Origin of the sequence: Mammaliicoccus sp. D-M19 (genome assembly GCF_022386695.1) — a bacterium.
GTDB lineage: Bacteria > Bacillota > Bacilli > Staphylococcales > Staphylococcaceae > Mammaliicoccus > Mammaliicoccus sciuri.
The window spans coordinates 1-26,153 of record NZ_JAJNHW010000008.1 but is presented as its reverse complement, the minus strand read 5'-3'; the positions used below and the strand labels follow the sequence as shown (position 1 = coordinate 26,153).

Sequence of the window (26,153 nt, the reverse complement as noted above, 5' to 3'; positions counted from 1 at the left end):
GACTGTTTTTTGTTAATTTCAAATATCATGATTTTACATGTTTATTTATTTCGGATACGAGTGCTTGTACACCTTTGTATTCTAAATGAACGCCGTCATATGCAAAGTATCCAGGATTGCCTTTAGCTTTTTGATACCAATTGATTAATTGAACATTCTTATGTGAATCTGCTGCTTTCGAAAGTTTCTCATTTACACTTTGTTCCCAATCTCTTGGTACGTGTGTATTAACGACATATACATGCGCATTACCAAACATTTTAATGAGCTTTGTCAAATCATCGTATGAAAAATCACCATTCGTACCAAGCTCGAGCACTACTTTTTGATTGTCTTTTTTAAAGTTATTGTATTTTTCTTGAACGAGTGGAATAGCGTCATTTAAATTGCGACCTATTTTTCCATCAATAATTGCACCTGGATATGTCTTATGTATTTCTTCGCCAATATCAACCATGACAGAATCTCCTATAAATAGTATTTCTTCTTGATTTTTGTCATTATTATTTACAGTTTGTGTACTATTCACATTAATTTTAGGAATAGGTAATATTAAGCTATTCTTATTTTCTTGATTTGAAACTTTAAAAGTCGTCTTAGCATGATGATGTTGCGTTTGTTGTAAATAATCAAAATGCCCTGAAAGTATTGTTAACGTAAGACCAACTAATACTAAAGTAATGCTACTTTTAGCAATGAGTGATTTTAATTGTGATTTTCCAGGCTTGAAGTATGCTAACCCATTTACTCGAATAGGTACTTCAACATATCGATAAGAGCTTTCAGCTAGCAATAACGTTAGGATGATTTCAACTAATACAATATATATAGGTATTTGCCCTTGAACAAAATGTTTATTGATAAATGTTATGACAGGATAATGCCATAAATATAAACTATATGATCTTTGTCCAATCCATACCAATAATCGATTACCTAATATTTTTGATAATAACGTACTAGGATGAACGGCGCTCGCAATGATAGGTAAAGAACTTAAAGATATAAGATAAATGCCACCAAAGTATAACCATCTGTTATTGGATGAGACAGTCCACATGAAGTAAATTAATAGCGCTAATGAAATACAACCTATTGTTTCAATACCTATTTTTAACGGTGTTATAATTTGCTTCTTCAATCTAAAAGGCGGCCATATGTATGCCAGTAAAACACCTAATAGCAAAGTTTGTAACCTAGTGTCAGTGCCGAAATATACTCTCGAATTATCAACGTTCGGTTCAGCAATTAAGATCATTAACAATAATGAAATAAGAGAAGTTATAAACACAATTAAAAAGAAATGTCTTTTTAATTTTTTTATGCGAAGTAACATCATTAATAAAATTGGCCAAAATACATAAAATTGCTCCTCAATCGCTAAACTCCATAAATGTTTAAGTGGCATCACTTTAAAGCTATCAAAATAACTAACATGATGAAAAATATACCACCAATTAGATACATAAAATAAAGCAGCAAACCCATCTTGTTTCACATTTTTAATAATGCTCGGTTCAAATAATAAGGTATATATTAAAACAATACTTAATAAAAATAAGACTGCCGGCAGTAACCTTTTAATACGTTTCTTCCAAAACTGTAAGAGGTCAATCGTGCCAGTCTGTTGATATTCATAGATTAATATGCTTGTAATTAAATAGCCAGAAATAACAAAAAAAGTATCCACACCTAAAAAACCACCCGATAACCACTTAGGATTAAGGTGATAAATGATGATAGCTATAACAGCAATTGCACGTAAGCCATCTAAACCATATAAATAACGAATTGAGTGTGAATTCGTACTTTTTCTTTGTCGTTCAATCATTACTCAATAACTCCTCAATATATTATAAAATCTTTAGTGAAGTCTATTTTATCATGTTTTACAAAAAATTTACAAAAAAGGGTGATGATTAGGAGGATTAATCAATAAGAGGGGGGAATGGTAACATTTAAGAAAGAGAAACAAGATTGTTAGTCGGTAAAATAAAAAACTGGACCAAATCAATCATGGTCCAGCCTCATAATATAAATCCACTTAACACATTCGTTTCAATAACTCAGCTTTAATAATATTTTGTGCTTCTTTGTAATTTTCTGCAGTATGTTCCTGTGCATTGACAATAAGTAAGTCGATTAAATCAGAATCACTTTTTTGATTAACTTCATCTTCGAATTGGAAAATGTTTTCTTCTGTTTCCCTATGGCTCGCGTTTGGCTTAATAATTTGATAGTAATTATCAGCGCCTAATCCACCTTCTTCAATCATAACTGAAATCTCTGAAGATCTTTGTTCATTCTGTCGGTTCACTTTTATAAGATTTTTACCTTCAACAGCCATTTGAAAAACCTCCTTGATTACTCATAATGAATATCCAAAATTCAAAGCAAGAAACAAATACCTATTTAACATTAGTGTATTATTACACAAGAGAAATTACAACTAGAAAGCTCAAATAAAATTTTTAATGTATTTTTACAACACATCATATGACCTGCACACCTTATGATTTACTTTTACACAATATTGATTTAGAATTGGTATATAAAGAATTAAGATATCTCTTAAAGAAAGTTGCAATTCTTTCAGACTATTGTATTTATGTATACCCAATTCATGAATATAATACATCTTAAATTTTAGAAAGGTGATCAAAATGGATAATAACCAACCAAAAGACGTTATTCTTATTGGTGCTGGTATTTTAAGTACGACATTTGGTTCTTTTTTGAAAAATATTGAACCAGATTGGAATATTAAGTTATTCGAAAGATTAGAACAACCAGCTATTGAAAGTTCAAATGAAAAAAATAATGCTGGTACAGGTCATGCTGCGCTATGCGAATTAAACTACACAGTTGAGCAAGAGGACGGTTCAATTGATGTTGAAAGAGCGAAAGAAATCAACGAGCAATTCGAAATTTCTAAGCAATTTTGGTCATACTTAGTTAAGAGCAAAGCTATCGAGAATCCACAAGAATTCATTAGACCATTACCACACATCAGTTTCGTAATGGGTATTCGAAATGTAGATTTCTTAAAACGTCGTTATGATGCATTAAAATCTCTACCTATGTTTGAAGGCTTAACTTATACAGAAGATCATAAAGTATTAGCTGAATGGATGCCTTTGATGATGCAAGGTCGTAATTCAAACGAACCACTTGCAGCAAGTAAAATTGACGAAGGTACAGATGTTAACTTCGGTGAATTAACGCGTAAATTAGTTAAAAATATCGAAAAACACGAAAATGCACAAGTTCATTTCCGTCATGAAGTAGTAGACTTTAAACAACTTTCTAATAGTAAATGGGAAGTTAAAGTTCGTAACTTAGAAACTGGTAAAGTAGAAACGCATGTTGCTGATTATATCTTTATCGGTGCAGGTGGACATGCCATTCCATTACTACAAAAAACAAAAATTCCTGAAAGTAGACATCTTGGAGGATTCCCAATTAGTGGTGCATTCTTAGTATGTAACAACCCTAAAGTAGTAAGTGAGCATAATGCCAAAGTTTATGGTAAAGAGCCACCTGGCACACCACCAATGACTGTACCTCACTTAGACAGACGTTATATTCAAGGAAAAGAAAGTTTACTATTTGGTCCATTCGCAGCAATCGGTCCAAAATTCTTGAAAAATGGATCTAACTTAGATTTATTTAAATCTATTAATACAAGTAATGTTGTGACAATGTTATCTTCAGGTGTTAAAAACTTATCACTTGTAAAATATTCAATTCAACAAGTATTACAACGTAAAGAAGATCGTATGAAAGAATTGCGTCGATTTGTACCAGATGCAAAAGACGAAGATTGGGATATTCATATCGCTGGTAAACGTGTACAAGTTATTAAAGATACAGAAGAACATGGCCGTGGATTTATTCAATTCGGTACAGAAGTTGTAAATTCAGAAGACCATACTGTAATTGCTTTATTAGGTGAATCACCAGGAGCATCAACATCAGTATCTGTAGCTTTAGAAGTAATTGAGAAAAACTTCCCACAATATATTGATAAATGGGAATCTAAAATTAAAGAAATCATCCCTTCATATGGAGAATCTTTAATTGAAGACTCAGCATTATTGAAGAAAACACGTAAACAAACAGCAGAAGCTTTAGAATTAAATAAATAATTTTGAAAAAAGAAGTCATTCCGGTAAGTCGGAATGACTTTTTTATGTTTAAACGCACGAAGACTGAGAGATATCGTGCGCGTATAAATGAATCGTTCAATTTTTAAGAAATCCTACTTTTAGAATTGTTCACTCCACCTATTTCTTCTAATTATTTACTTGTGTGTTAATGTTTCATTTATCAAATAATAAAATTTCAAATTATTTTAGAGTGAGAAGTGATATTTTCGCTTGGTGATTGGTATTTCAATGTTGTTGATTATACGATGCATGAGTAATTTAATGACCGTAATATTTTATTGATATAATGAAGTTTTTTATGTGTGTGATAATTTTCAGGGTATACGTATGTTCTGAACGAGCAATAATTATTTTAAAAAATATTACAACTACGGTATGTGAGGAGGTACTAAGTGTTAGTTGTAATTATTTCTAATTTGTAATTAAAAAGATATTGTCGTATACCTTTTTACTTTTCTTTCATATTTACACTATGTTATATTTACTAATGTAAGGGCTTACATTTTATTGGGGAGGTCTTTTATGGAATGATTGTAATTATGAAAGATAGGGGATAATCGTATGCAAATTATTTCGTTCGAAGATTTGAAAGACATTGTAAAAAGTGGAGATGTTATTTCACTGGCAGCTTTATCAGTGAGTAATTTACCAGTGAGTGTCTTAAAACATTTGGTTAAAGCTCATGATGAATATGGAAATCTTAATGATTTAACTTTTATGGTTGCGAATGATATTAGTGATTATCGTGGTGATGGTTATGATTTAGATTCATTTGTGAGTAGAGGTATGGTTAAAAGGCTCATTATGAGTATTATTATTGGTTCACCTAAAACGATAGAAGCGATAAAGAATAATGATGTAGAAGCATATTTTGTACCGCAAGGATTGTTAGCTACACATTATCGGAATTCGTTAGCCAAATTTCCAGATATGATTTCTAAAATAGGTTTACACACTTCCGTGGATCCTAGATTTGATGGCGGAAAAGTCAATGATGTGACTAAGGAAGATATCGTTTCTTTATTAGAAATTAATAATGAGGAATATTTACAATATAAATTTCCTAAAGTTGATATTGCATTGCTTCGTGGTACATACGCTGATAGCGAGGGGAACATTTATATGCATCATGAAGCACACTTAGGAGAAGGCTATGGTGCTGCTCTAGCGGCGCATCAAAATGGTGGGAAAGTCATTGTACAAGTTAAAGAAATTGTACAACATGGTAGCTTCAAACCAACTGAAGTCTTTATTCCTGGAGAGCTTGTGGATTATGTATGTGTAAATGATGACCCAAAACATCATAGACAAACCATTCAAGATTATTATAACCCAGCTATTTCGGGTGAATATAAAGTACTTAGTATGCCTGAACCAATTAATGAATTGAGTACACGTAAAGTGATTTTACGACGTGCTGCCCAATTTTTAAATGTAGATAATGTTGTGAGTATAGGGTTTGGTATTAACAATGAATTATCGAATTTATTGGTTGAGGAAAAAGCTGAAGACTTAGTTCAACTGAATATAGATACAGGAGTGTTTGGTGGGATGATTGGAAGTGGTCAAAACTTCGGATTAAATTACAATTTAGATGCGAAGATGCGACATGAAATGACATGGGACTTTATTTATAGCGGAGGCATAGATGTAGCTTATTTAAGCTTTGCTGAAGTGGATCAGTTTGGTAATGTCAATGTTTCAAAATATGGCGATAGAATGAATGGTTGTGGGGGATTCATAGATATTAGTCAAACGGTCCAAAAAATTATTTTCTCAGGAACAATGGTAGTAGGAAGTAAGGCTACTTGGAATGATAAAGGTTTAGTTATTGAAAAAGAAGGTCATGCAAAGAAATTTGTTGAACAAGTGCATAATATGGACTTCAATGCATCTTATGCTAAGTCATTAAATCAAGAGATCTATTATGTAACGGAACGCGCTGTATTCCAATTAACCGATGAAGGTGTGAAATTGATTGAAATTGCAGCTGGATTAGATTTAGAGAAAGATATTCTAGCCAATATAGCATTTCAACCGATAATTGCTGAAGAACTTAAAGTAACGGATCAGCAAATTTATCAAGAAAATTGGGGAGGATTGCAACAATGTATTAAAGACAATGGTTCAAACTATTAAGGGGGTAGTTTAATATGAATTACGATTGGATTAAAACAAGAGCGCAATATGACGAAGAAAAGGCAGCAGTTACCGATCCACTAAAAGGAACAGAATGGACTTATCAAGATTTAAATATTCGTGCTGAGAACTTAGCCAACCATCTTGAAGAACAAGGTATTAAAAAGGGAGATGTCGTTGGGATATTTGCACCAAATGATGTAGCGGTTCTTGACTTACTATTCGCTTCATTTAAGATTGGCGCAGTATACTTCCCAATGAACTGGAGACTCAAACCGAACGAAATTGAAAGTGTCATAGAAGATTCAGGTGTGAAGTTTATATTCTATGCGAATCGTCATTTAAGTAGTTTACAAGGGATTGCAGATGACTATTTACACATGGATATCGATTCACCTGAATATGATGAACTTGTAAATCCTAAAAATCATAAACCATTCAAGACAGTAGATGTAGGTCGTGATGATTTAGCGGCATTAATGTACACAAGTGGAACAACAGGATTACCAAAAGGTGTCATGTTCACTTATGATTCATTCACATCAAATGCGATTAATACGATACTCACTTATAAAGTGAATTCAGGATTTTCATCTATTATTTCGTTACCGATGTTCCATGTATTTGGATTTAATGATTTAGTGATTCCATTGTTGATGGCGGGTGGTTCACTCGTATTACATCGTTACTTCGAAGGTGAACAACTCAACGATTTAATGGCTAAATATAAACCGAATTACTTATCGCTTATTCCAACAATGTATTATGCCATGTTAGTAGCACCTAACTTTGATGTGAAGAACTTTGACAATATTGATTTTCTTATTCAAGGTGGTTCAGCACCATTGCCTGGTGTTCAGAAAAAATTTGCAAGCATGGGGTTAAATATTATTAATGGTTATGGCTTAACAGAAGCACCATTAGCAATGATTAATACACCTACTAACTCACTTGAAAAGCCAATGAGTATAGGGAAGCCAGTCATGTATGTAGAATCAAGATTATTTGATGAAGATTTCAATGACGTACCTGTAGGTGAAATTGGTGAATTAGCGATTAAAGGTAAACAAGTTACACCAGGTTATTGGCAAAAACAAAAAGAAACGGAAGAATCTTTCCATGATGGCTTTTTCTTAACAGGTGATTTAGCACGTATAGATGAGGATGGCGATATATTTATTGTAGATAGAAGAAAAGAACTGATTATTACAGGTGGAGAGAACGTCTTACCATCTGAAGTTGAAATCGTTCTAGCTGGTCATCCACTCGTCGCACAATGTGTCGTTGTAGGTTACGAAAATGAAAAATTTGGTGAAACTGTAGCGGCAGCTGTGTTACTGAATGAACAAGATCCAGATTTCGTAGAGAAATTAGATGCTTATATGCGTGAAAACTTGGCAAGTTACAAAGTGCCTAAAAATTATCTAACCGTTACGAAAATGCCATTAACTTCAACTGCTAAACCAGACAAGTTAGAAGTGAAAGCTATGATGAAGAGAAAGTTTCAACAATAAACAAAGATGACGCTAACATGAATACTAAATTTTTTTAGAGAATTATGTAAGCGCTTTAATAACATTTGGAGGTCATATATATGTCAACAAAATTAGAAACATTAAAAGCATTATTTCCAGAGGATGTATTGAATATTTCGAAACAATTAACAGATGGTGAAGTCAAGTTCTTAAAACAACTTGATGATTTATTAGAAGAAAAATATCGTCCAACAATCAACGAACATTGGGTGAATGCGACAGTGCCAGAAGACTTCTTCGATGATATGGGGAAACTCAACTATTTCCAAAATCCATTATTATTTGAAGGGCGTGAAGGTGCTAAGACACCTAGTCAATTATTCCAATTTTTCATGTCTTATGTCGTAGCACGATTCGATGTATCTTTAGTAACATTATTAGGTGTCCATCAAGGATTAGGACATAATTCATTCTTATTCGGTGGTAGTAAAGAACAAGTTGCATACTACATCCCTAAATTACAATCACATGAATTAAGAACATGCTTTGCGTTAACTGAACCAGAACACGGATCAGATGTTGCAGGTGGGTTAGAAACAACTGCAAAACGTGAAGGCGATAAATGGATTTTAAATGGTGAAAAGAAATGGATTGGCGGTGCAAATTTAGCGGATGTTATTCCGGTGTATGCTGTAGATGTTGAAACAGGTAAACCTAAAGGCTTTATTGTTAGACCAGAACAAGCAGGTGTGGATATTGAAGTGATTGAAAATAAAATTGCTTTAAGAATCATTCCAAATACAATTATTAAATTAGACAATGTAGAAGTTGAAGAAGATCAAAGACTTCAAAATATAAATGGTTTTAAAGATATTGCGAAAGTACTTTATTCTACACGTGCAGGTGTTGCATATATGGCAACGGGTGCTTTAGCAGGTGCTTTACGCGCAACACTTGATTATGTAACAGAACGTAAACAGTTCGGTAAAGAAATTAGTAAATATCAATTAATCCAAGAGAAATTAGCAATGATGCAAGGGAATTTAGCACATTCAATGTCTATATGTGCTCAACTTGCTAGAATGCAAGAAAATGGTGAATACGACGAAGTTGCCACTTCAACTGCTAAGATGATGAATTCACTTAGATTAAGAGAATCTGTCGCAATGGGTCGAGGTATCACAGGCGGTAACGGTATTTTAGCTGAATATGATATTGCGAGATTCTTCTCAGATGCAGAAGCAGTATACACATACGAAGGTACACACGAAATCAATGCACTGTTAATTGGACGTGCATTAACTGGAGATTCAGCATTTATTTAAGCTAACTGAGCAAGATGGAACACACTCAGAATATATAAATTTGGAGGACTTTTTATGACGATAAGTAAAGCGACCATTCTAGGTGCAGGTACAATGGGTAGCCAAATTGCTGCACTATTAGTGAATGCAGGTTTAAAAGTAAAATTATTAGATATAGTAATCGATGAAAAAGACCCGAATAAAATTTCTAAAAAAGCATATGATGTAATTACAGATGCTAAAAGACCTTTATTATTCGATTTAGAATTTGCATCTAATTTATCTTACGGTAATTTTCAAGATGATTTAATAGGTGAAGATGATGCAGATATTTATATTGAAGCGGTTAAAGAAGAATTAGACATTAAACATCAAGTATGGAAACAAGTTACTCAAGTTGCGAAAGATAATGCGATATTTGCGACGAATACTTCAGGTATTCCAATTGAAGCAATATCTAAAGCATTTAGTGATCAAGATAAAGAAAGATTTTTAGGATTACATTTCTTTAATCCACCTCGCATTATGAAACTTGTAGAGGTCATTCCGAATCGTAATACGTCAGATGCGATTGTTGAAAGAACACAAGTATTTGCTGAAGAAGTACTTGGTAAAGGTGTTGTTGTTGCGAATGACGTGCCTGGATTTGTAGCGAACAGAGTCGGTACACAAACGATGAATGACATTATGTATCGTGGCGAAGAACAAGGATTTTCAATTATTGAAGTAGATGCTTTAACGGGTAGAGCAATTGGTAGACCGAGTACCGGAACATATGGTTTATCTGACTTAGTTGGTTTAGATATAGCCGTTACCGTTACGAGAGGACTCCAACAAGTGCCTGAAGAGCAACCGTATTTCAAAGATACTAAAGTTGCCGATACACTTGTTAAAAATGGCTCGTTAGGTAGAAAAACGAAACAAGGTTTCTATAAAAAAGATAAAAAGACAAGACTTGTTTACGATATAGAAAGTGATTCGTACGTACAACCTGAACCGCCTAAATTCGAAATTCTTACTAGATTTAGTAAAGACTTAAAATCCAATTTAGATGTCATTTTTAATGCTGAAGATGATGCAGGTAAATTCTTATGGGAAACATTAAGGAATAATTTCTATTATTCAGCGATTAATGTTCCTAAAGCTGCAACTGACTTTAAAGATGTAGACCGTGCGCTTGTATGGGGATTTAACTGGAAAAAAGGACCATTCCAACTTTGGGACTTAATGGGCTTTGACCGTGTTAAAGATAGAATGAAACAAGAACTCGGTGAATTACCTGAATGGATCGAACAACAAAGTGGTGGCTTCTATAAAGAAGGCGAATCAATAGAACGTGTCACACCGACATCAGCTTTTATTGACCGTGAAGTTTGGAATAGAGAAGATTCTAATTTATCAGTAGCAAATAAAGATCAATTATTACTTAAAATTCAAAGTAAAAATAATATTATATCTGATGGCTTTGCGAACGACTTAATAGAATCGATTGATTTATTAGAACAAGAAGATTATACAAGCATGGTTATATATGCAGATGGCAATAATTTCAGTGTCGGTGCAAACTTGTTCTTAATGAAACAAGCACATGAAAGTCAGAAAGTAGATGAATTAGTAGGTCCGGCAATTGATAAATTACATGAAAGTTTCGGAAGAATGAAATATTCACTAAAACCTATCGTAACTGCAGTTCATGGTAGAGCTTTAGGTGGCGGTTGTGAAGTTGTCTTACACTCACCATTTATCGTTGCTGCGAGTGAAACATACATTGGATTAGTTGAAACTGGTGTAGGTCTATTACCTTCAGGTGGTGGATTAGCAGAGTTTGCAGATAGAGTACTTAGAACAAATCATAAAAATGATGATAAACAAGCATCGATTACGAAAGTATTAATGAATGTCGGTTTAGCTAAAGTATCTACAAATGCATACGAAGCTAAGAGATATGGTTATTTAAGAGATATCGATACAATCATTTTCAACAAAGAAAGACGTGTTGAAGTTGCTTTAAATAAAGCGAGATATGAATCTGAAACAAACTATATTCCTAAACCTAAAGCTCAATATCCAGCGCTAGGCAGAGATTTTAAAGCTTTAGCACAAGCTGAACTAGATGCGCAAAGAATTGGTCACTTCATTAGTGATTATGATTACGAAATTACTTTAAAAGTTGCACATATACTTGCAGGTGGAGATTTACCTCGTAATACGTATATTAATCAACGATATATTCAAAAGCTTGAACGAGAAGGCTTTTTATCTCTACTCAAAAATGAAAAAACATATGATCGTATCACGCATATGTTAGAAAAAGGTAAACCATTACGTAACTAATGAAGTGTTGAATAAGAGAGGATGGATATCAATGCAAGAGGCATATATAGTAGCATACGGACGTTCTGCAGCAGGTAAAGCTAAACCAGGTGGTGCATTATTTCATGAAAGACCTGATGAAGTTGCAGCTCAAGTATTAAAAGGTGTACTCAATCGTGTAGGTGGTACATTTGATGGAAGTATGGTTCAAGATGTTATCGTGGGGAACTCTTTTCCAGAAGGATTACAAGGTCAAAATATTGCACGTTCAATAGCATTACTTGCTGGATTACCAAATGAAGTTCCTGGACAAACGGTTAATCGTTATTGTTCTTCAGGCTTGCAAACCATTGCGATAGCAGCAAATGAAATTATGTCTGACCAGGCAGATGTGCTTGTAGCAGGTGGCGTTGAATTAATGAGTGCCGTACCAATGGGTGGTAATGAGCCAACAAATAATCCGGAGTTACAAGAAGCGGATACAGGTGTTTCTTATCCTATGGGACTAACGGCAGAAATGGTTGCTGAAGAATATAAAGTTTCAAGAGAAGAACAAGATGCTTATGCAGTTGAAAGTCATAAAAGAGCATCAGAAGCACAAAAATCAGGTAAGTTTGAAGATGAAATTATACCAATTGAAGTGCATAAAGTTAAATACGATGAGAATGGTCCAAATGTGACGAAAGAAATATTTAAACAAGATGAACTCATTCGTCCAGAAACAGATTTAGAAACATTATCTAAATTAAGAACAGTATTTAAAGCTGACGGCACAGTTACAGCAGGTACATCGGCTCCACTTACAGACGGAGCAGGATTTGTTGTATTGATGTCAGGCGACAAAGTAAAAGAATTAGGTGTTAAACCAATTGCTAAATTTGTAGGATTTAAAGCAGTAGGTGTAGACCCTAAATTAATGGGCATAGGACCAGCTTATGCAATACCAGAAGTATTAGAATTAACAAATTTATCAGTAGATGATATCGATTTAGTAGAACTTAATGAAGCATTCGCTTCACAAACAGTAGCATCTATAAACGAAGCAGGGTTAGATATTAATAAGACAAACGTTAACGGTGGTGCAATAGCACTCGGACACCCACTCGGTGCTACAGGTGCTATGTTAACAGGTAAGCTATTGTCAGAAATGAGTAAACGCCCAGACTCCAAATACGGTATGGTAACAATGTGTATCGGTGTCGGAATGGGAGCAGCTGGCATATTTGAATATGTTAGATAATATATGTAAAGCATTCGATCATACGGTCGAATGCTTTTTTGATGGTATAAGGTGGGTGTGTTGGAGATTTGGTGGGAGAGGTGGGGGATTCTTGGCTTAATGGATGAGTAAAGCCAAGAGATGGATGAAGTCATGGCTTAATGTGTGAGTAAAGCCAAGAGATGGATGAAGTCGTGGCTTAATGGATGAGTAAAGCCAAGAGATGGATGAAGTCATGGCTTAATGGATGAGTAAAGCCAAGAGATGGATGAAGTCATGGCTTAACGTGTGAATAAAGCCAAGAGATGAGGAAAGTCATGGCTTAATGGTGAGTAAAGCCAAGAGATGAGGAAAGTCATGGCTTAATGGCTGAATAAAGCTAAGACATCTCTACAAATCTCATCTCAAACAAAAAAAGACGAGACATACATTTTGTCTCGTCCTCCAATCACTACTTTTCAATACTTCTTTTCCTATGATTGTTTATTATATTTTTCTTTTTCAGCTTCTCTTAATTCAACGCGGCGTATTTTGCCTGAGTTAGTTTTTGGTAGTTCGGATACAAATTCGATTGCTCTTGGATATTTATATGGTGCGACGTCACTTTTTACGTAAGTTTGTAGTTCTTTGACGAGTGCTTCGTCGCCTACGACATCATTTTGTAAAATGACAAATGCTTTGACGATATTGCCTCTGATTTCGTCTGGGCTTGCGACGACTGCACATTCTTGTACTTTCGGATGTTTAGTAAGTGAATCTTCTACTTCGAATGGTCCGATTGTATAACCTGAACTAATGATAATGTCATCTTCTCTTCCTTTAAACCAGAAGTACCCATCTTCGTCTAATCTTGCGCGGTCTCCAGTTACATAATAGTTTCCACGTTTTGATTTTTCGGTACGTTCTTCGTCTTTAAAATAGCCTTGGAATAATGATGGTGAATCTAATGATACGGCAATGTCTCCTGTGGCACCGTTAGTTATTGGGTCGCCATCTTCGTCTATTACGGTTACATAACTACCTGGTATTGCTTTACCCATGGCACCTGGTCTGCTTTCTGTATCTTTTAAAAATGCGATAAGTAATGTATTCTCAGTTTGGCCATATCCATCTCTTACTTTAATGTTGAAGTTATGATTGAATTGTTCGATGACTTCTTTATTTAATGGTTCGCCAGCTGATACTGCACTGTGTAAATGTTTCAATGTATAGTCCGAAAGATTTGGCAGTTTAGCCATTAATCGGTATTCAGTAGGTGTACAGCATAATGCGTTAATTTGATGTTTTTCGAGTAAGTCCAAATATTTAGCTGCATTAAATTTACCATTATAAACAAATGCGATGGCGCCAGAACCTAATATTGATAGAAATGGACTCCAAATCCATTTTTGCCAACCTGGTGCTGCAGTTGCCCATACAGTATCTTTGTCTGTAATACTTAACCAATGTTTTGGCGCTGTTTGGATGTGTGCAAATCCCCATCCATGTGTATGTATAACAGCTTTTGGTAATCCAGTTGTACCAGATGTATATGATAAAATTGCGATATCATCACGTTTTGTTTCATCAACTGTAAGTTCTAAGCTTGCAGTTTGTATTGCTTCATCGATAGAAATCCAATCTTGTTGTTTAGAGCCTACAATAAATTTAGTGAGTTGATCATATTCTTGAATATTTTCAAATTCGCCTGTACATTGATCGATGACTATGACTGCATTGACTTCACCATGCGTAATGCGATGTTGTAAGTCTTTAGTTCTTAACATTTCTGAACTTGGAATGATAATAAGCCCAAGTTTAAGTGCAGCAATGTATACTTCATATGTTTTTATTAAGCGTGGCATCATAATAAGTACTTTGTCGCCTTTTTGAAGACCTTGTGCTTTAAAGATGTTGCCCACTTTATTTGAATTTTGTAGAAGTTTAGCGTACGTAATCGTTTCTACGTTGCCATCGACATCTTCGAATATAATGGCTTCTTTCGTTTCATCTGCTGCATGTCTTTCGATTTCATTAACAATATTGTATGTTTCTGGTGCTATTAAGTCTGATCTATTCATGTTAATCTCCTCGTTTGTTTAAGATATTGTTTTATTTTAACAGTGAATAATCATTAATACGAATAAATGAAACTATAGAATATTTTAAATAGTCAAACTATTGACATTTGATAAAAATAAATATATGTTATTAAAGTATATAAAAAATTCATAGCATCTAAACTTTAGCAAGTGGCTAATCGATATTGGCTAATTGAAAAAGTAAAAACGTTGCAATGACTCACGATTAAAAATTTCAAAAAGATTACATATAAATAATAAGGAAGCAATTAAAATAACGGTAAGCGTTAGTTTGATTGAAGCCGACAATTAAAGCAAATCTGCACGAGAGGTTTGTTTTAAATTGTCGGCTTTTTTTATTGCTTTTAACAGAAAAGGAGCAACCGACATGACAGGTTTATTAGTATTATTTTTTATTTCAATTGGATTAGCGCTTATAAGTAGCATCATATATTTACTGCCAAAAGTGGCAAAGTCATATATTAATGTTCACTTAGTAATTGCATTTATACCAGTGCTTATCTCATTAATTGGCTTGTGTATGACAAGCGGAAATGTATATATAGGATTTTGGCATTTAGATAAATTGTCATGGTTGCTCGCACTCTTTATTTTGAGTATTGGTCTTATTATTCAAAGGTTTTCCGTACGTTATTTAGATGGAGATGCACAGTATCGTAAATATTTTTCATTATTTACATTTATGACGGTGTTTGCTTCAGTTGGTTGGTTAAGTAATGATTTAAGATTAATGGCGGTATTATGGGGGTTAACATTATTTTGTTTAACGCGTTTAATCGGTTTAAACAAACAATGGCACATTACGAAACGTTTAGCGAAAAGTACTAGCATGATCTTTATCGTTAGTTGGATTGCTTTAGTAATCGCGATTATACTGACATACAATGTAACGGGTGAATGGCAACAGTCTACTATATTTAGTGAAAGCCATCTTGACCAATTTGATTCGTGGCAAGGTGTGGTTATTCAGTTGATGTTAGTGATATCGGTCATCATTCCAGCAGCTCAGTGGCCATTTCATAGATGGCTAATAGAATCTGTAGCGGCACCAACTCCTGTTTCAGCGATTATGCATGCCGGTATTGTAAATGTAGGTGGTGTTATTTTAACGAGATTTGCACCGATTTTTACAAATGAATGGATAATTGGATTGCTCATCATTATCGCAACGATTTCAGTATTGATGGGAGCTGGCATTAGTTTAGTACATGTGGATTATAAAAGGCAGTTAGTAGGTTCAACGATTGGACAGATGGGCTTTATGCTTATCCAATGTGCTTTAGGTGTTTATTCAGCAGCTATCGTTCATCTTATGTTACATGGATTATTTAAAGCGACGCTATTTTTACGTTCTGGTTCTGCTGTAAGAACTTTTGATATGCCTTCAAGAATGAATGAAAGTGTGTCATATATATGGGTTCTAGTTGGTCGATTATTATCAATTATGATTGGTATTATCTTTTGGCTTATGGATCCGACGAGTAGTTACCAAATCATTAGTGCACTTATATTAGCTTGGTCATTATCTGTTTCATGGACACAACTAGTCGCATATGGTGAGGGCAAGTTAGGTAGAATCATTGGATTATTAGCACTTTTAATTGTTGGTTTATCTTACTTTGGTGTACATCATTTATTCCATGATTTGTTACATCAATACGCTACAAATGTGAATCATACACCTATATTTGCAGTCATTATTATGATTGTATTGCTTTTAATAGGAAGTGCACTGAACTTGTGGGTTGCAAGAAATCATTCATCTAAAATTGTCACGATTATATATTTATGGATTGTACATTTAGGTGAATCGAAAGTGCAAAATATTGAAACACATCCACGCTATTTGAAAAATCATGAGTTTAAAGGAGGTTATCAGCATGACGCAAACAATTGAATCACAAAATGACATCACATATTCAATTAAAGAGGCGAGTCGTGTCATAACACCACTTTCTCCTATTAATATATTTGCAGCAAGACATCCTTGGGCAAGCCTAGAAGATTGTACTTTTGAAAATGTCGCGAGATGGTTTCAAAATGTACAGAATGTCGATTTGTATCCGAATGAAAGTTTATTATTTGCTGCAATTGAAAAAGGAGAAATTAAACAGGAATATATAGAAGAACGGTTATCGGCATGGCTATCGAATGATAATACGCCATTAAATAAAGTGATGTTAAGAGAATACGCTGAAAGTATCTTGTTTAATAGAACTCACAAAGTAAATCTTACTGAACAAGATCAAAAGCAATTAAGAACATCATTAGAAAATGTTGAACTGAGTAAACAAAAAGAGGATGACATTATTTTAAGTACGCGTATTGAACAATATTCTGGACAGGCATATTTAGATAAGTTGGATGCACAAATGATTAAGTGGAGTAAATTATATCTTGATGATAATCAATCAGGATGGGCAATCCATAAAGATGGTAAAGGTTTCTTCAAAAATTGGAAAAGGTTAGCTCATTTGGATCCATCTTTATCGAAGGCAGAAAGGCATAAAATAAAAATGCTACCATCAACATCTATTGAAACAATTGAAAGTTGTTTAGACAAACTTGGTATATCAGAAGCACAAGTACAATCATATCTTGAAATACACTTGTTGGCTTTACCAGGATGGGCAGGTATGATGCTTTGGAAAGACGAACGTTTAAACTTGCTGACGGATTATTTAGCCATAAGATTGGCTTTGGAATGGACATTGATGAGTGAACATGCTCAAGAGCAACAACATACTGAAGAAGATATGTCTCAAGTGCTATCTTGGTTTGAAAGTGGAATCTTAACGTTGGAAAATTGGTTCGCATTATCTCAAGGTGAACGAGAAGATTATGTAACATTTGCGCATCAATTTGATCGCATTACACAACATAAATTATTGCTAGAAGCTTGGGAAGATACGTATGGGTCACAATTACAAAGTGAAATTCAATCTCATTTCCATCATGAAGATGATAAAGCATTTGTCGAGGCACAGCTCGCTTTTTGTATTGATACACGGTCGGAACCTTTTAGAAGACAATTAGAAATGGAAGGTCCTTTCGAAACGATTGGTATTGCAGGATTCTTTGGACTACCAATTGAAAAGTGTGAACTCGGACATCAACATACACACAATGCTTTACCAGTAATGAATAAACCGCAACATAAGATTTATGAATACGAAGATGCACATCAATCCAATCATTACGTTGAAAAGAAAAAAAGTATTTCGTCAATATTTTATACATTTAAAAAAATGAAACAAAATGTATTACCAAGTCTATTGCTTCCAGAACTAACAGGTTCATGGCTAAGTGTACAAACGATAGCGAGAAGCTTTATGCCTAAACGTACGGGAGATTTGGTCAATCGATTTAATAAAAATCTTATGAATAAACCGGAAACGAAACTTTCTATAGATTATGCGTCAAATCGGTTTGGTGATTTACCTATTGGGTTTACGAAACAAGAACAGCTTACTTACGCACGAGAAGCATTGAAATTAATGGATTTAACGGAAGATTTTGCGCCATTAGTTGTCATTTGCGGACATGGTAGTCATAGTGCAAACAACCCTTATGCAGCTTCATTAGATTGTGGCGCGTGTGGTGGATCAGCGAGTGGTTTTAATGGAAAAGTATTAGCGACTTTATGTAATTTGCCTGAAGTTAGAGAAGGACTCAAAAGCAATAACATTATAATTCCGGAAGATACAGTATTTGTTGCTGCTGAACATAGCACGACAACAGATCAATTAGAATGGCTTTATGTACCCGAACTCTCGAATCAAGCTGAGCGTGCTTTAGAAAAATTAAAATCAGCTTTGCCTAAAGCTAGTCAAGAAGCAAATCGTTTAAGACTTGAAGATATTCCGGGCATGGAACATTCAAATGCACAATCTACAACTAAAGCAGAACAGTTAGCAAGTGACTGGAGTGAAATCCGACCAGAATGGGGATTAGCTAGAAATGCAACGTTTGTTATTGGTAAGAGAACATTAACAGAGCAATCTCAATTAAATGGTCGTGCATTTCTGCATAATTATGACTGGATGAAAGATCATGACGGTGAAATTTTAAATACAATTTTAAGTGGTCCAGCGACAGTTGCACAATGGATTAACTTACAATATTATGCTTCAACGGTAGCACCTTACTATTACGGAAGCGGCAATAAAATAACCCAAACGGTGACGAGTGGCATTGGTGTTATGCAAGGAAATGGTAGTGATTTACTGACAGGTCTTCCTTGGCAATCAGTCATGAAAGCTGATGGAGAATATTATCATGCACCGATTCGATTATTAGTTGTAATACAAGCGCCGAATGATTATATTCGTAAATTACTCAATGAAAATACCGCGCTTAACACAAAAGTTAAAAATGATTGGTTATTGCTATCAAGTATAGATGAAAATGGTGAATGGCATAAATGGTAAATAAATGAGCAGGACAACAATTTATGTCCTAGACTCGAGAGGATGTATAATATGAATGATGAAAAAAATATACTCATACTATCTGATTTAAATACACATCTAGAAAGCCAACTTGTTGAATCTTTAAATTTCAACCCTAATCATGTTATGTCGATACAAAGCTATCAAGCAGAAATTTCGCATGCATATGGTGATGTGATGCGATCTATTATTATCGCGATTTATGAATATGATATAGAGAATATTTATATCATTAGAAAGTCAGACGATAAACAAGTGATCGCATTACCTGAAAGTGTTAAAAGTCATACAGAAAAAATTAAAACACTCGATTACTTGTTTAATAACTGTAAGCCTGAGTTTAGTAGTGACAATATTCATGAATGGTTAAATGGTGAAAGTGATATTCACCAAAGTATTAAACAAAGTATTCATCAAGTTTCTAATCATCCACTTATACCATCTGGTATTACAATAAACGGTATGACCATTAATCAAAGCAATATTGAAACAATTGCTGAATATTTAACATAAAGCAAAATAAGCATTAAGGAGAGACAAATATGGAAATGACAAAAGGAGCATGTGAATCAAAAATTAGTAAAGCCATTACACAATGGGAAAAAGAATATTTAGGTAGAGGATCTCTATCTGTAAAGACAGATATTATTAGGGATATGATTATTGTTGATTTACAAGGTGTGCTTACACCTGCAGAGTATAGCGTTTGTGAAACGCAAGAAGGTTTACTGAGTATAAAACGTACACGTTCAAAATTAGTAGAATCAGATATGGATCATTTATATCAAATGATATTTGAAATTACACAACAAGACGTCAAAAGTTTCCATACAGATTTAAGTTCACGAACAGGTGAACGTATGATGATCTTTAAAATGCATCATAATATAGAAGAACAATTTAATAAATAATTGCCAGATATCTATAATGAAAACCTTTTAAAAATTAAGTAGCAAAGAATAATCATAATTTTAATAAAAGTTAATTAAAAATTTACATTAGCTTAACAATTATAGTTTATTATTCACAATGGTTACAATAACTTTAAAGAGGTGTGTTATGGAACTCTCGGCTTTACAAATGATTTTTACATTCATCGGTGGATTAGGTATCTTCCTATACGGGATTAAACAAATGGGTGATGGATTACAAGCAGCAGCAGGCGATAGATTAAGAAGTATATTAAATAGATTTACAAGTAATCCTATTATGGGTGTACTTGCAGGTATGATCGTGACAATTTTAATACAAAGTAGCTCAGGAACAACGGTTATCACAATTGGACTCGTAAGTGCTGGATTTATGACGATGCGACAAGCAATAGGAGTTGTCATGGGTGCCAATATCGGTACGACGGTCACAGCATTTATTATTGGGATTAACATTGGTGAGTATGCTTTACCAATTCTAGCGTTTGGTGCGTTTTTAATTTTCTTCATTCAAAAAAGAAAAGTTAAAAATATCGGTATGATTTTCTTCGGATTTGGATCACTATTCTATGGTCTAGAATTAATGAGTGGTGCGGTGAAACCACTTGCTAATTTAGAAGGCTTTAAACAAATTATGTTAGATATGTCTTCTACTCCGATATTAGGTGTACTTGCAGGTACATTTGTGACGTTAATCGTTCAAAGTTCAAGTGCAACGATTGGTATTTTACAAGGGTTCTATGCCAATGATTTAGTTTCATTGCATGGTGCATTACCAATCTTATTAGGTGACAATATTGGAACGACGATTACAGCTGTATTAGCGAGTTTAGCAGGTTCTATCGCCGCTAAGCGTGTTGCGATGGCGCATGTTATGTTTAATGTTATCGGTGCAGCAGTATTTCTATTAATATTACCATTCTACGAAATGATAATGGAATGGATTCAACACGCTATGAATTTAAATCCAAAAATGGTTATAGCATTTGCACACGGAACATTCAATGTAACAAATACACTTATACAGTTACCATTCATCTTCGCACTAGCTTGGATTGTAACGAAAATCATTCCAGGTGAAGATGTAAATGAAAAATATAAACCGAAATATCTTGATAATAATTTAATTAATCGAGCGCCTAGTATCGCACTTCAAGAGGCTCAAGATGAAATTCAAAATATCGGTAAAATGACTGTTTCAATGTTGAATAATGTTGAAAATATTGATGAAAAAGCAATTAAAAAGCATAAAGATAAACACCTTGCAGTAGATAATATGTATGATAATGTCCGTCAATATTTAAATAAATTATCTGAGAAAAAACTATCAGCTAAAGATGCTGAAAGGCTATCTGTTTTATATGATGTTAATAGAACAATATTGAAAGTATCAACTTTAACAGAATCATACTTAGAAGAATTGCAGAAGAAACAATCAGCTGATATTCAAATTTCATCAAAAGCAGAAGAAAGCATTGAACGATTATATGATCATGTAAAAATTTCATATGAAAAAACGTTTGAAGTATTTGATGTTTATGACAATGTGAAAAAAGACGAAGTTGTTAAACGAAGCCAAGATTCATATGTACTAGAGCATGACTTACGTAAAAAACATATCAAAAGATTAAGCTCTGGCGAATGTTCACCAGAAGGTAGCCTTGTATATATCGACATGATATCAATTCTTGAAAGAATTGGTTACCACTCACGAAATATATCAGAATCCATGATTAACCTCGGAGAGCATTCATACACACAAACAACTGAAGTGAAGATATAAATAAAATAAAAATAAATACCACCTCATTTCGCTGATTTAATCAGTTAGAAATGAGGTGGTATTTTTATAATTTGTGATTTTGGTCTTGGTCTTTTATTTCAAATAATTCACTTGTTTTTTCTATTTATCATACTGAAAATATTTTTAACTTATGAAAATATATTCAGATGTAAAATATAAGTGTCTTTGCAAGTGTTATTCGTTGGTGTTTATTGTTTTTTATTTTAACATAGTTATATAAACAAAAATGTAAGCGATTGCTTAATGTTATTAAATTGAGCATAAATACATAAAAGGGGTTGTACATATGAGTTTGAATGTAGGAATTATTGGTTGTGGTGGTATTGCTAATGGTAAGCATTTACCGAGTTTACAAAAAATAAACGAAGTGAACATTGTTGCTTTTTGTGATATCGATATTGAAAAAGCACAAGTAGCAGCTAAGGAATATGGTACAGATAATGCGAAAGTTTACGAAGATTACCAATCACTCTTAAAGGATGATGCTATTGATGTCATTCATGTATGTACACCGAACAGTTCTCATAAGGAATTAACGGTTGCGTCATTAGATGCAGGTAAACATGTTATGTGTGAAAAACCTATGGCTAAGACGACAGAAGAAGCGCAAGAAATGATTGAAGCGGCTAAACGTAATGGCAAGAAACTTACGATTGGTTATCAAAATAGATTTAGACCTGACAGTCAATATTTACATAAAGCGACAGAGCGTGGCGACTTAGGGGATATTTATTTTGGGAAAGCACATGCTATTCGTCGTAGAGCAGTGCCGACTTGGGGTGTCTTCTTAGACGAAGAACAACAAGGTGGTGGTCCTTTAATTGATATAGGGACACATGCACTCGATTTAACATTATGGATGATGGATAATTACGAACCAGAATCAGTAATGGGTTCAACTTTCCATAAGTTAGGTAAGAAAGAAAATGCAGCTAATGCATGGGGACCATGGGATCCTGAAAAGTTCAAAGTAGAGGACTCAGCTTTCGGTTTTATTAAGATGAAAAATGGTGCGACAATCATGCTTGAATCAAGTTGGGCGTTAAACTCTTTAGAAGTAGATGAAGCAAAATGTTCATTATCTGGTACTGAAGGTGGTGCCGATATGAAAGATGGCTTAAGAATCCACGGAGAAGACTTTGGTTCTTTATATACAACGCAAGTAGAACTTGAGAATAAAGGCGTTGATTTTTATGAAGGCGAAAAAGTAGATGAAGCTGAAGTAGAGGCACGTAGTTGGATTGACAGTATTCTTAATGATACAGAGCCTGTTGTGAAACCAGAACAAGCAATTGTGATTACACAAATATTAGAAGCACTTTATAAATCAGCTAAGACTGGTAAAGCAGTATATTTTGACTAAGAAGGGGTTTTATTAATGAACATAACAGTATGGAATGAATATAGACACGAAGTAGAAAGTGAAGAAATTAAAGCAGTTTATCCTAATGGTATTCACAATGTAATTGCTGAATTTTTAGGTGAAGAGCACGACGTTAAAACAGCAACATTAGATGAAGCAGAACACGGATTAACGGATGAAGTATTAGCTGAGACTGATGTCTTGTTATGGTGGGGTCATAAAGCACATGATGAAGTGAAAGATGAAATCGTTGAAAAAGTAAAAGCACGTGTACTAGATGGTATGGGTCTTATCGTGTTACATTCTGGACATTTCTCTAAAATATTCAAAAGTTTGATGGGTACGACATGTGACTTAAAATGGCGCGAAGCAGATGATAGAGAGCGACTTTGGGTAGTTGACCCAACGCATCCAATTACAGATGGATTAGGGCAGTATATTGAATTAGAAAAAGAAGAAATGTATGGCGAACACTTTGATATACCAGCACCAGATGAAACAATATTTATCAGTTGGTTTGAAGGTGGAGAAGTGTTTAGAAGTGGTGCGACATTTAAGCGCGGAAACGGAAAGATTTTTTATTTTAGACCGGGACACGAAAGTTACCCTACTTATTATAATGAAGAAATTCAACAAGTTATTAAAAATGCTGTTAAGTGGGCGAAAAATGATCGCACACCAAAACATCAATATGGTAATGCACAACCTTTAGAAGAAATTAGCAAGAAATAAAATAGGAGATTATATTTATGGATAAACTTAAACTAGGTGTTATAGGTGTCGGCGGTATCGCACAAAACAGACATATACCAGCTTTACAAAAATTAAATCACTTAGTTGAAATTGTTGGTGTACAAGATATCAATCAAGAGCTCGCTAAAAAAGTATCATCACAATTTCAAATTCCAAATGTCTTTTCTGAATATGGGGAGATGTTTAAAAGTGTAGATGCGGTCGTCATATGTACACCAAATAAATTTCATGCAGAAATAACAGTTGCAGCGTTAAATGCAGGTGTACATGTATTTTGTGAGAAACCAATGGCTATGAATCGTGAAGAATGTGATGCAATGATTGAAGCGGCAAATCAATCCGGTAAAGTGCTCGCAATAGGCTATCATTATCGCTTTACAGATGCGGCGATAACAGCCCGTCGTGCAATTGACGAAGGTGTTGTAGGTGATGCGCTTGTAACGAGAGTACAAGCATTGCGTCGAAGAAAAGTGCCGGGCTGGGGTGTGTTTACAAATAAACAACTTCAAGGTGGTGGCAGTCTAATTGATTATGGATGCCATTTATTGGACCTTGCTTTATGGTTACAAACAGATGCTAAACCAGTCGAAGTATTAGGTAAGACATACAACCGTTTGAGTCAGACGCCTAATCAAATCAATGATTGGGGAACATTTGATCATGAAACATTTGAAGTAGATGACCATGTTTCATCATTTATAACATTTGAAGATGGTTCAACGATGCAGTTTGAATGCTCATGGTCTGCGAATATTAAAGAAGATAAAATTCACTTAAGTATGTCTGGTGTAGATGGAGGCATTAACCTTTATCCATTTGAAATTTATCAACCTCGATTTGGTACATTTTTCAACGAACAAGCATATGCTGAACATAATGAAAATATTGCTGCAGAACGTCAGACTTTAAACTTTGTGAACAGTTGTTTAGGACTAGAGTCGTTGGTCGTGAAACCGGAAGAAGCTAGACGCGTGAGTGCATTAATAGATGCAATTTATGAAAGTAGTGAACAAGGGACGAGTGTTAAAATAAAATAAGGGGTGTTACATATGAAAATTGGTGTATTTACAGTACTTTTTCAAGATAAAACGTTTGAAGAAATGTTAGATCATGTTGCAGAATCTGGATTGAAAATGGTCGAAATCGGTACAGGTGGGAATCCGGGTAACCACTTTTGTAATGTAGATGAATTGTTAGAAGATGAAAGTAAAAGACAAGCATTTATGGACGCTATAAAGAAACGTGGATTAGAAATCAGTGCATTCAGTTGTCATGACAATCCTGTTTCACCAGATAAAGAACATGCTAAACAAGCACATGAGACATTTATTAAATCGGTAAAATTAGCTTCGATCCTAGGTGTCCCAGTTGTTAATACATTTTCAGGTATACCAGGATCAGATGAAGACGCTAAACATCCAAACTGGCCAGTAACACCATGGCCAACAGCATACTCAGAAATATTAGAGTGGCAATGGGAGAAGAAGTTGATACCTTATTGGAAAGAAGCGGCGCAGTTTGCTAAAGATCATAACGTTAAAATAGGGATTGAACTACACGCTGGATTCTCAGTACATACACCACATACACTTTTAAAACTTAGAGAAGCGACAAACGATGCTATTGGTGCGAACTTAGATCCAAGTCATTTATGGTGGCAAGGCATTGATCCGATAGCAGCTATTAAAATTTTAGGTAAAGCTGGTGCGATTCATCATTTTCATGCAAAAGATACTTATATCGACCAAGAAAATGTCAATATGTACGGATTAACAGATATGCAACCGTATAGTTCAGTTCAATCAAGAGCTTGGACATTCAGAACAGTCGGTTATGGACATAGCCCACAAGTATGGGGAGATATTATTAGTGCATTGAGAATCAATGGATATGATTATGTCGTGAGTATAGAACATGAAGACCCAATCATGTCAGTAGAAGAAGGATTCCAAAAAGCAGCACATAATTTACAAACAGTAAATATAAACGAATCATTAGGAAATATATGGTGGGCATGAAGAAAACCATGGTTTCAGCTTGAGTGCTGATACCATGGTTTTTATTGTGTAATTAAAACCATACGCTATGCGTATGGTACAGTATGGTTTAACCGTTGTATTAAAAAATGCATCTCTACATGCTAGAATAATATT

Annotated in this window: 18 protein-coding genes; 15 read left to right on the top strand and 3 right to left on the bottom strand. The window is 34.3% G+C overall.

Annotated features, from left to right (window positions below):
- Nucleotides 1–25 precede the first annotated feature (25 nt).
- Both LQ675_RS12505 and LQ675_RS12500 read right to left on the bottom strand, forming a co-directional pair.
- A complete protein-coding gene (locus LQ675_RS12505) occupies nt 26–1,831 on the bottom strand; it encodes an acyltransferase family protein (RefSeq protein ID WP_239727806.1) in 1,806 nt (601 codons plus the stop codon).
- Nucleotides 1,832–2,044: 213 nt separating this feature from the next.
- Entirely contained in the window at nt 2,045–2,347 is a 303-nt protein-coding gene (locus tag LQ675_RS12500) for a hypothetical protein (protein WP_239727809.1), read from the bottom strand.
- 316 nt (nt 2,348–2,663) lie between these two features.
- Between LQ675_RS12500 and mqo the strand changes: the two genes are divergently transcribed.
- From mqo to LQ675_RS12470, 6 genes are all read left to right on the top strand, one after another.
- Nucleotides 2,664–4,148, top strand: a complete 1,485-nt coding sequence (mqo, locus tag LQ675_RS12495; RefSeq protein WP_048540493.1) for a malate dehydrogenase (quinone) — start codon at nt 2,664–2,666, stop codon at nt 4,146–4,148.
- Nucleotides 4,149–4,730: 582 nt separating this feature from the next.
- Entirely contained in the window at nt 4,731–6,308 is a 1,578-nt protein-coding gene (fadX, locus tag LQ675_RS12490; protein ID WP_048540494.1) for a fatty acid degradation protein FadX, read from the top strand.
- 14 nt (nt 6,309–6,322) lie between these two features.
- Nucleotides 6,323–7,822: a long-chain-fatty-acid--CoA ligase FadD gene (gene fadD, locus LQ675_RS12485; RefSeq protein ID WP_207593271.1), complete on the top strand. Its 1,500-nt coding sequence runs from the start codon at nt 6,323–6,325 to the stop codon at nt 7,820–7,822.
- Between the two features lie 80 nt (nt 7,823–7,902).
- Nucleotides 7,903–9,108, top strand: coding sequence for an acyl-CoA dehydrogenase FadE (gene fadE, locus LQ675_RS12480; RefSeq protein WP_025907634.1), 1,206 nt, complete (start codon nt 7,903–7,905; stop codon nt 9,106–9,108).
- A 54-nt stretch (nt 9,109–9,162) separates the two neighbouring features.
- Complete coding sequence (gene fadB / locus LQ675_RS12475) at nt 9,163–11,421, top strand: 3-hydroxyacyl-CoA dehydrogenase/crotonase FadB (RefSeq protein ID WP_107602103.1); 2,259 nt, start codon at nt 9,163–9,165, stop codon at nt 11,419–11,421.
- Nucleotides 11,422–11,452: 31 nt separating this feature from the next.
- A complete protein-coding gene (locus LQ675_RS12470) occupies nt 11,453–12,640 on the top strand; it encodes a thiolase family protein (RefSeq protein WP_048540497.1) in 1,188 nt (395 codons plus the stop codon).
- A gap of 452 nt (nt 12,641–13,092) precedes the next feature.
- Here the strand turns inward: LQ675_RS12470 and mbcS are convergent, their stop codons facing one another.
- On the bottom strand, nt 13,093–14,679 hold the full coding sequence (gene mbcS / locus LQ675_RS12465; RefSeq protein ID WP_207593269.1) for an acyl-CoA synthetase MbcS: 1,587 nt from the start codon (nt 14,677–14,679) through the stop codon (nt 13,093–13,095).
- Between the two features lie 388 nt (nt 14,680–15,067).
- Here mbcS and LQ675_RS12460 point away from each other — a divergent pair, with 388 nt between their 5' ends.
- The 9 genes from LQ675_RS12460 (at nt 15,068) to LQ675_RS12420 (ending at nt 26,018) form a co-directional block, all read left to right on the top strand.
- Nucleotides 15,068–16,597 (top strand): NADH dehydrogenase subunit 5, encoded by a 1,530-nt coding sequence (locus LQ675_RS12460; protein ID WP_107602101.1) that lies wholly within the window; start codon nt 15,068–15,070, stop codon nt 16,595–16,597.
- Nucleotides 16,581–19,130: a DUF2309 domain-containing protein gene (locus tag LQ675_RS12455; protein ID WP_207593268.1), complete on the top strand. Its 2,550-nt coding sequence runs from the start codon at nt 16,581–16,583 to the stop codon at nt 19,128–19,130. Before LQ675_RS12460 ends, LQ675_RS12455 begins: the two co-directional genes overlap by 17 nt.
- A 51-nt stretch (nt 19,131–19,181) precedes the next feature.
- Nucleotides 19,182–19,664: a carbonic anhydrase gene (locus LQ675_RS12450; protein ID WP_048540501.1), complete on the top strand. Its 483-nt coding sequence runs from the start codon at nt 19,182–19,184 to the stop codon at nt 19,662–19,664.
- Nucleotides 19,665–19,693: 29 nt separating this feature from the next.
- Nucleotides 19,694–20,062, top strand: a complete 369-nt coding sequence (locus tag LQ675_RS12445) for a Na-translocating system protein MpsC family protein (protein WP_048540502.1) — start codon at nt 19,694–19,696, stop codon at nt 20,060–20,062.
- A 148-nt stretch (nt 20,063–20,210) separates the two neighbouring features.
- Complete coding sequence (locus LQ675_RS12440; RefSeq protein ID WP_207593267.1) at nt 20,211–21,863, top strand: Na/Pi cotransporter family protein; 1,653 nt, start codon at nt 20,211–20,213, stop codon at nt 21,861–21,863.
- Nucleotides 21,864–22,170: 307 nt separating this feature from the next.
- Nucleotides 22,171–23,247 carry a Gfo/Idh/MocA family protein gene (locus LQ675_RS12435; protein ID WP_075578329.1) on the top strand — a complete coding sequence of 359 codons (1,077 nt, stop codon included), beginning with the start codon at nt 22,171–22,173 and terminating at the stop codon, nt 23,245–23,247.
- A gap of 15 nt (nt 23,248–23,262) precedes the next feature.
- The gene (locus tag LQ675_RS12430) at nt 23,263–23,979 is read left to right on the top strand and encodes a ThuA domain-containing protein (RefSeq protein ID WP_048540505.1); all 717 of its coding nucleotides are present in this window, start codon (nt 23,263–23,265) and stop codon (nt 23,977–23,979) included.
- Nucleotides 23,980–23,996: 17 nt separating this feature from the next.
- Nucleotides 23,997–25,037 (top strand): Gfo/Idh/MocA family protein, encoded by a 1,041-nt coding sequence (locus LQ675_RS12425; protein ID WP_048540506.1) that lies wholly within the window; start codon nt 23,997–23,999, stop codon nt 25,035–25,037.
- Nucleotides 25,038–25,049: 12 nt separating this feature from the next.
- Nucleotides 25,050–26,018, top strand: a complete 969-nt coding sequence (locus LQ675_RS12420; RefSeq protein WP_107602097.1) for a sugar phosphate isomerase/epimerase family protein — start codon at nt 25,050–25,052, stop codon at nt 26,016–26,018.
- Nucleotides 26,019–26,153 lie beyond the last annotated feature (135 nt).

Excerpts from the sequence above, each read along its gene's own strand:
- LQ675_RS12420 (WP_107602097.1), top strand. The coding sequence starts at position 25,050 with ATGAAAATTGGTGTATTTACAGTACTTTTTCAAGATAAAACGTTTGAA.
- fadE (WP_025907634.1), top strand. The coding sequence starts at position 7,903 with ATGTCAACAAAATTAGAAACATTAAAAGCATTATTTCCAGAGGATGTA.
- LQ675_RS12470 (WP_048540497.1), top strand. The coding sequence starts at position 11,453 with ATGCAAGAGGCATATATAGTAGCATACGGACGTTCTGCAGCAGGTAAA.
- LQ675_RS12440 (WP_207593267.1), top strand. The coding sequence starts at position 20,211 with ATGGAACTCTCGGCTTTACAAATGATTTTTACATTCATCGGTGGATTA.
- LQ675_RS12430 (WP_048540505.1), top strand. The coding sequence starts at position 23,263 with ATGAACATAACAGTATGGAATGAATATAGACACGAAGTAGAAAGTGAA.
- LQ675_RS12445 (WP_048540502.1), top strand. The coding sequence starts at position 19,694 with ATGGAAATGACAAAAGGAGCATGTGAATCAAAAATTAGTAAAGCCATT.
- fadD (WP_207593271.1), top strand. The coding sequence starts at position 6,323 with ATGAATTACGATTGGATTAAAACAAGAGCGCAATATGACGAAGAAAAG.
- LQ675_RS12450 (WP_048540501.1), top strand. The coding sequence starts at position 19,182 with ATGAATGATGAAAAAAATATACTCATACTATCTGATTTAAATACACAT.
- mbcS (WP_207593269.1), bottom strand. The coding sequence starts at position 14,679 with ATGAATAGATCAGACTTAATAGCACCAGAAACATACAATATTGTTAAT.
- LQ675_RS12435 (WP_075578329.1), top strand. The coding sequence starts at position 22,171 with ATGAGTTTGAATGTAGGAATTATTGGTTGTGGTGGTATTGCTAATGGT.
- LQ675_RS12455 (WP_207593268.1), top strand. The coding sequence starts at position 16,581 with ATGACGCAAACAATTGAATCACAAAATGACATCACATATTCAATTAAA.
- LQ675_RS12505 (WP_239727806.1), bottom strand. The coding sequence starts at position 1,831 with ATGATTGAACGACAAAGAAAAAGTACGAATTCACACTCAATTCGTTAT.
- LQ675_RS12460 (WP_107602101.1), top strand. The coding sequence starts at position 15,068 with ATGACAGGTTTATTAGTATTATTTTTTATTTCAATTGGATTAGCGCTT.
- fadB (WP_107602103.1), top strand. The coding sequence starts at position 9,163 with ATGACGATAAGTAAAGCGACCATTCTAGGTGCAGGTACAATGGGTAGC.
- LQ675_RS12500 (WP_239727809.1), bottom strand. The coding sequence starts at position 2,347 with ATGGCTGTTGAAGGTAAAAATCTTATAAAAGTGAACCGACAGAATGAA.
- fadX (WP_048540494.1), top strand. The coding sequence starts at position 4,731 with ATGCAAATTATTTCGTTCGAAGATTTGAAAGACATTGTAAAAAGTGGA.
- LQ675_RS12425 (WP_048540506.1), top strand. The coding sequence starts at position 23,997 with ATGGATAAACTTAAACTAGGTGTTATAGGTGTCGGCGGTATCGCACAA.
- mqo (WP_048540493.1), top strand. The coding sequence starts at position 2,664 with ATGGATAATAACCAACCAAAAGACGTTATTCTTATTGGTGCTGGTATT.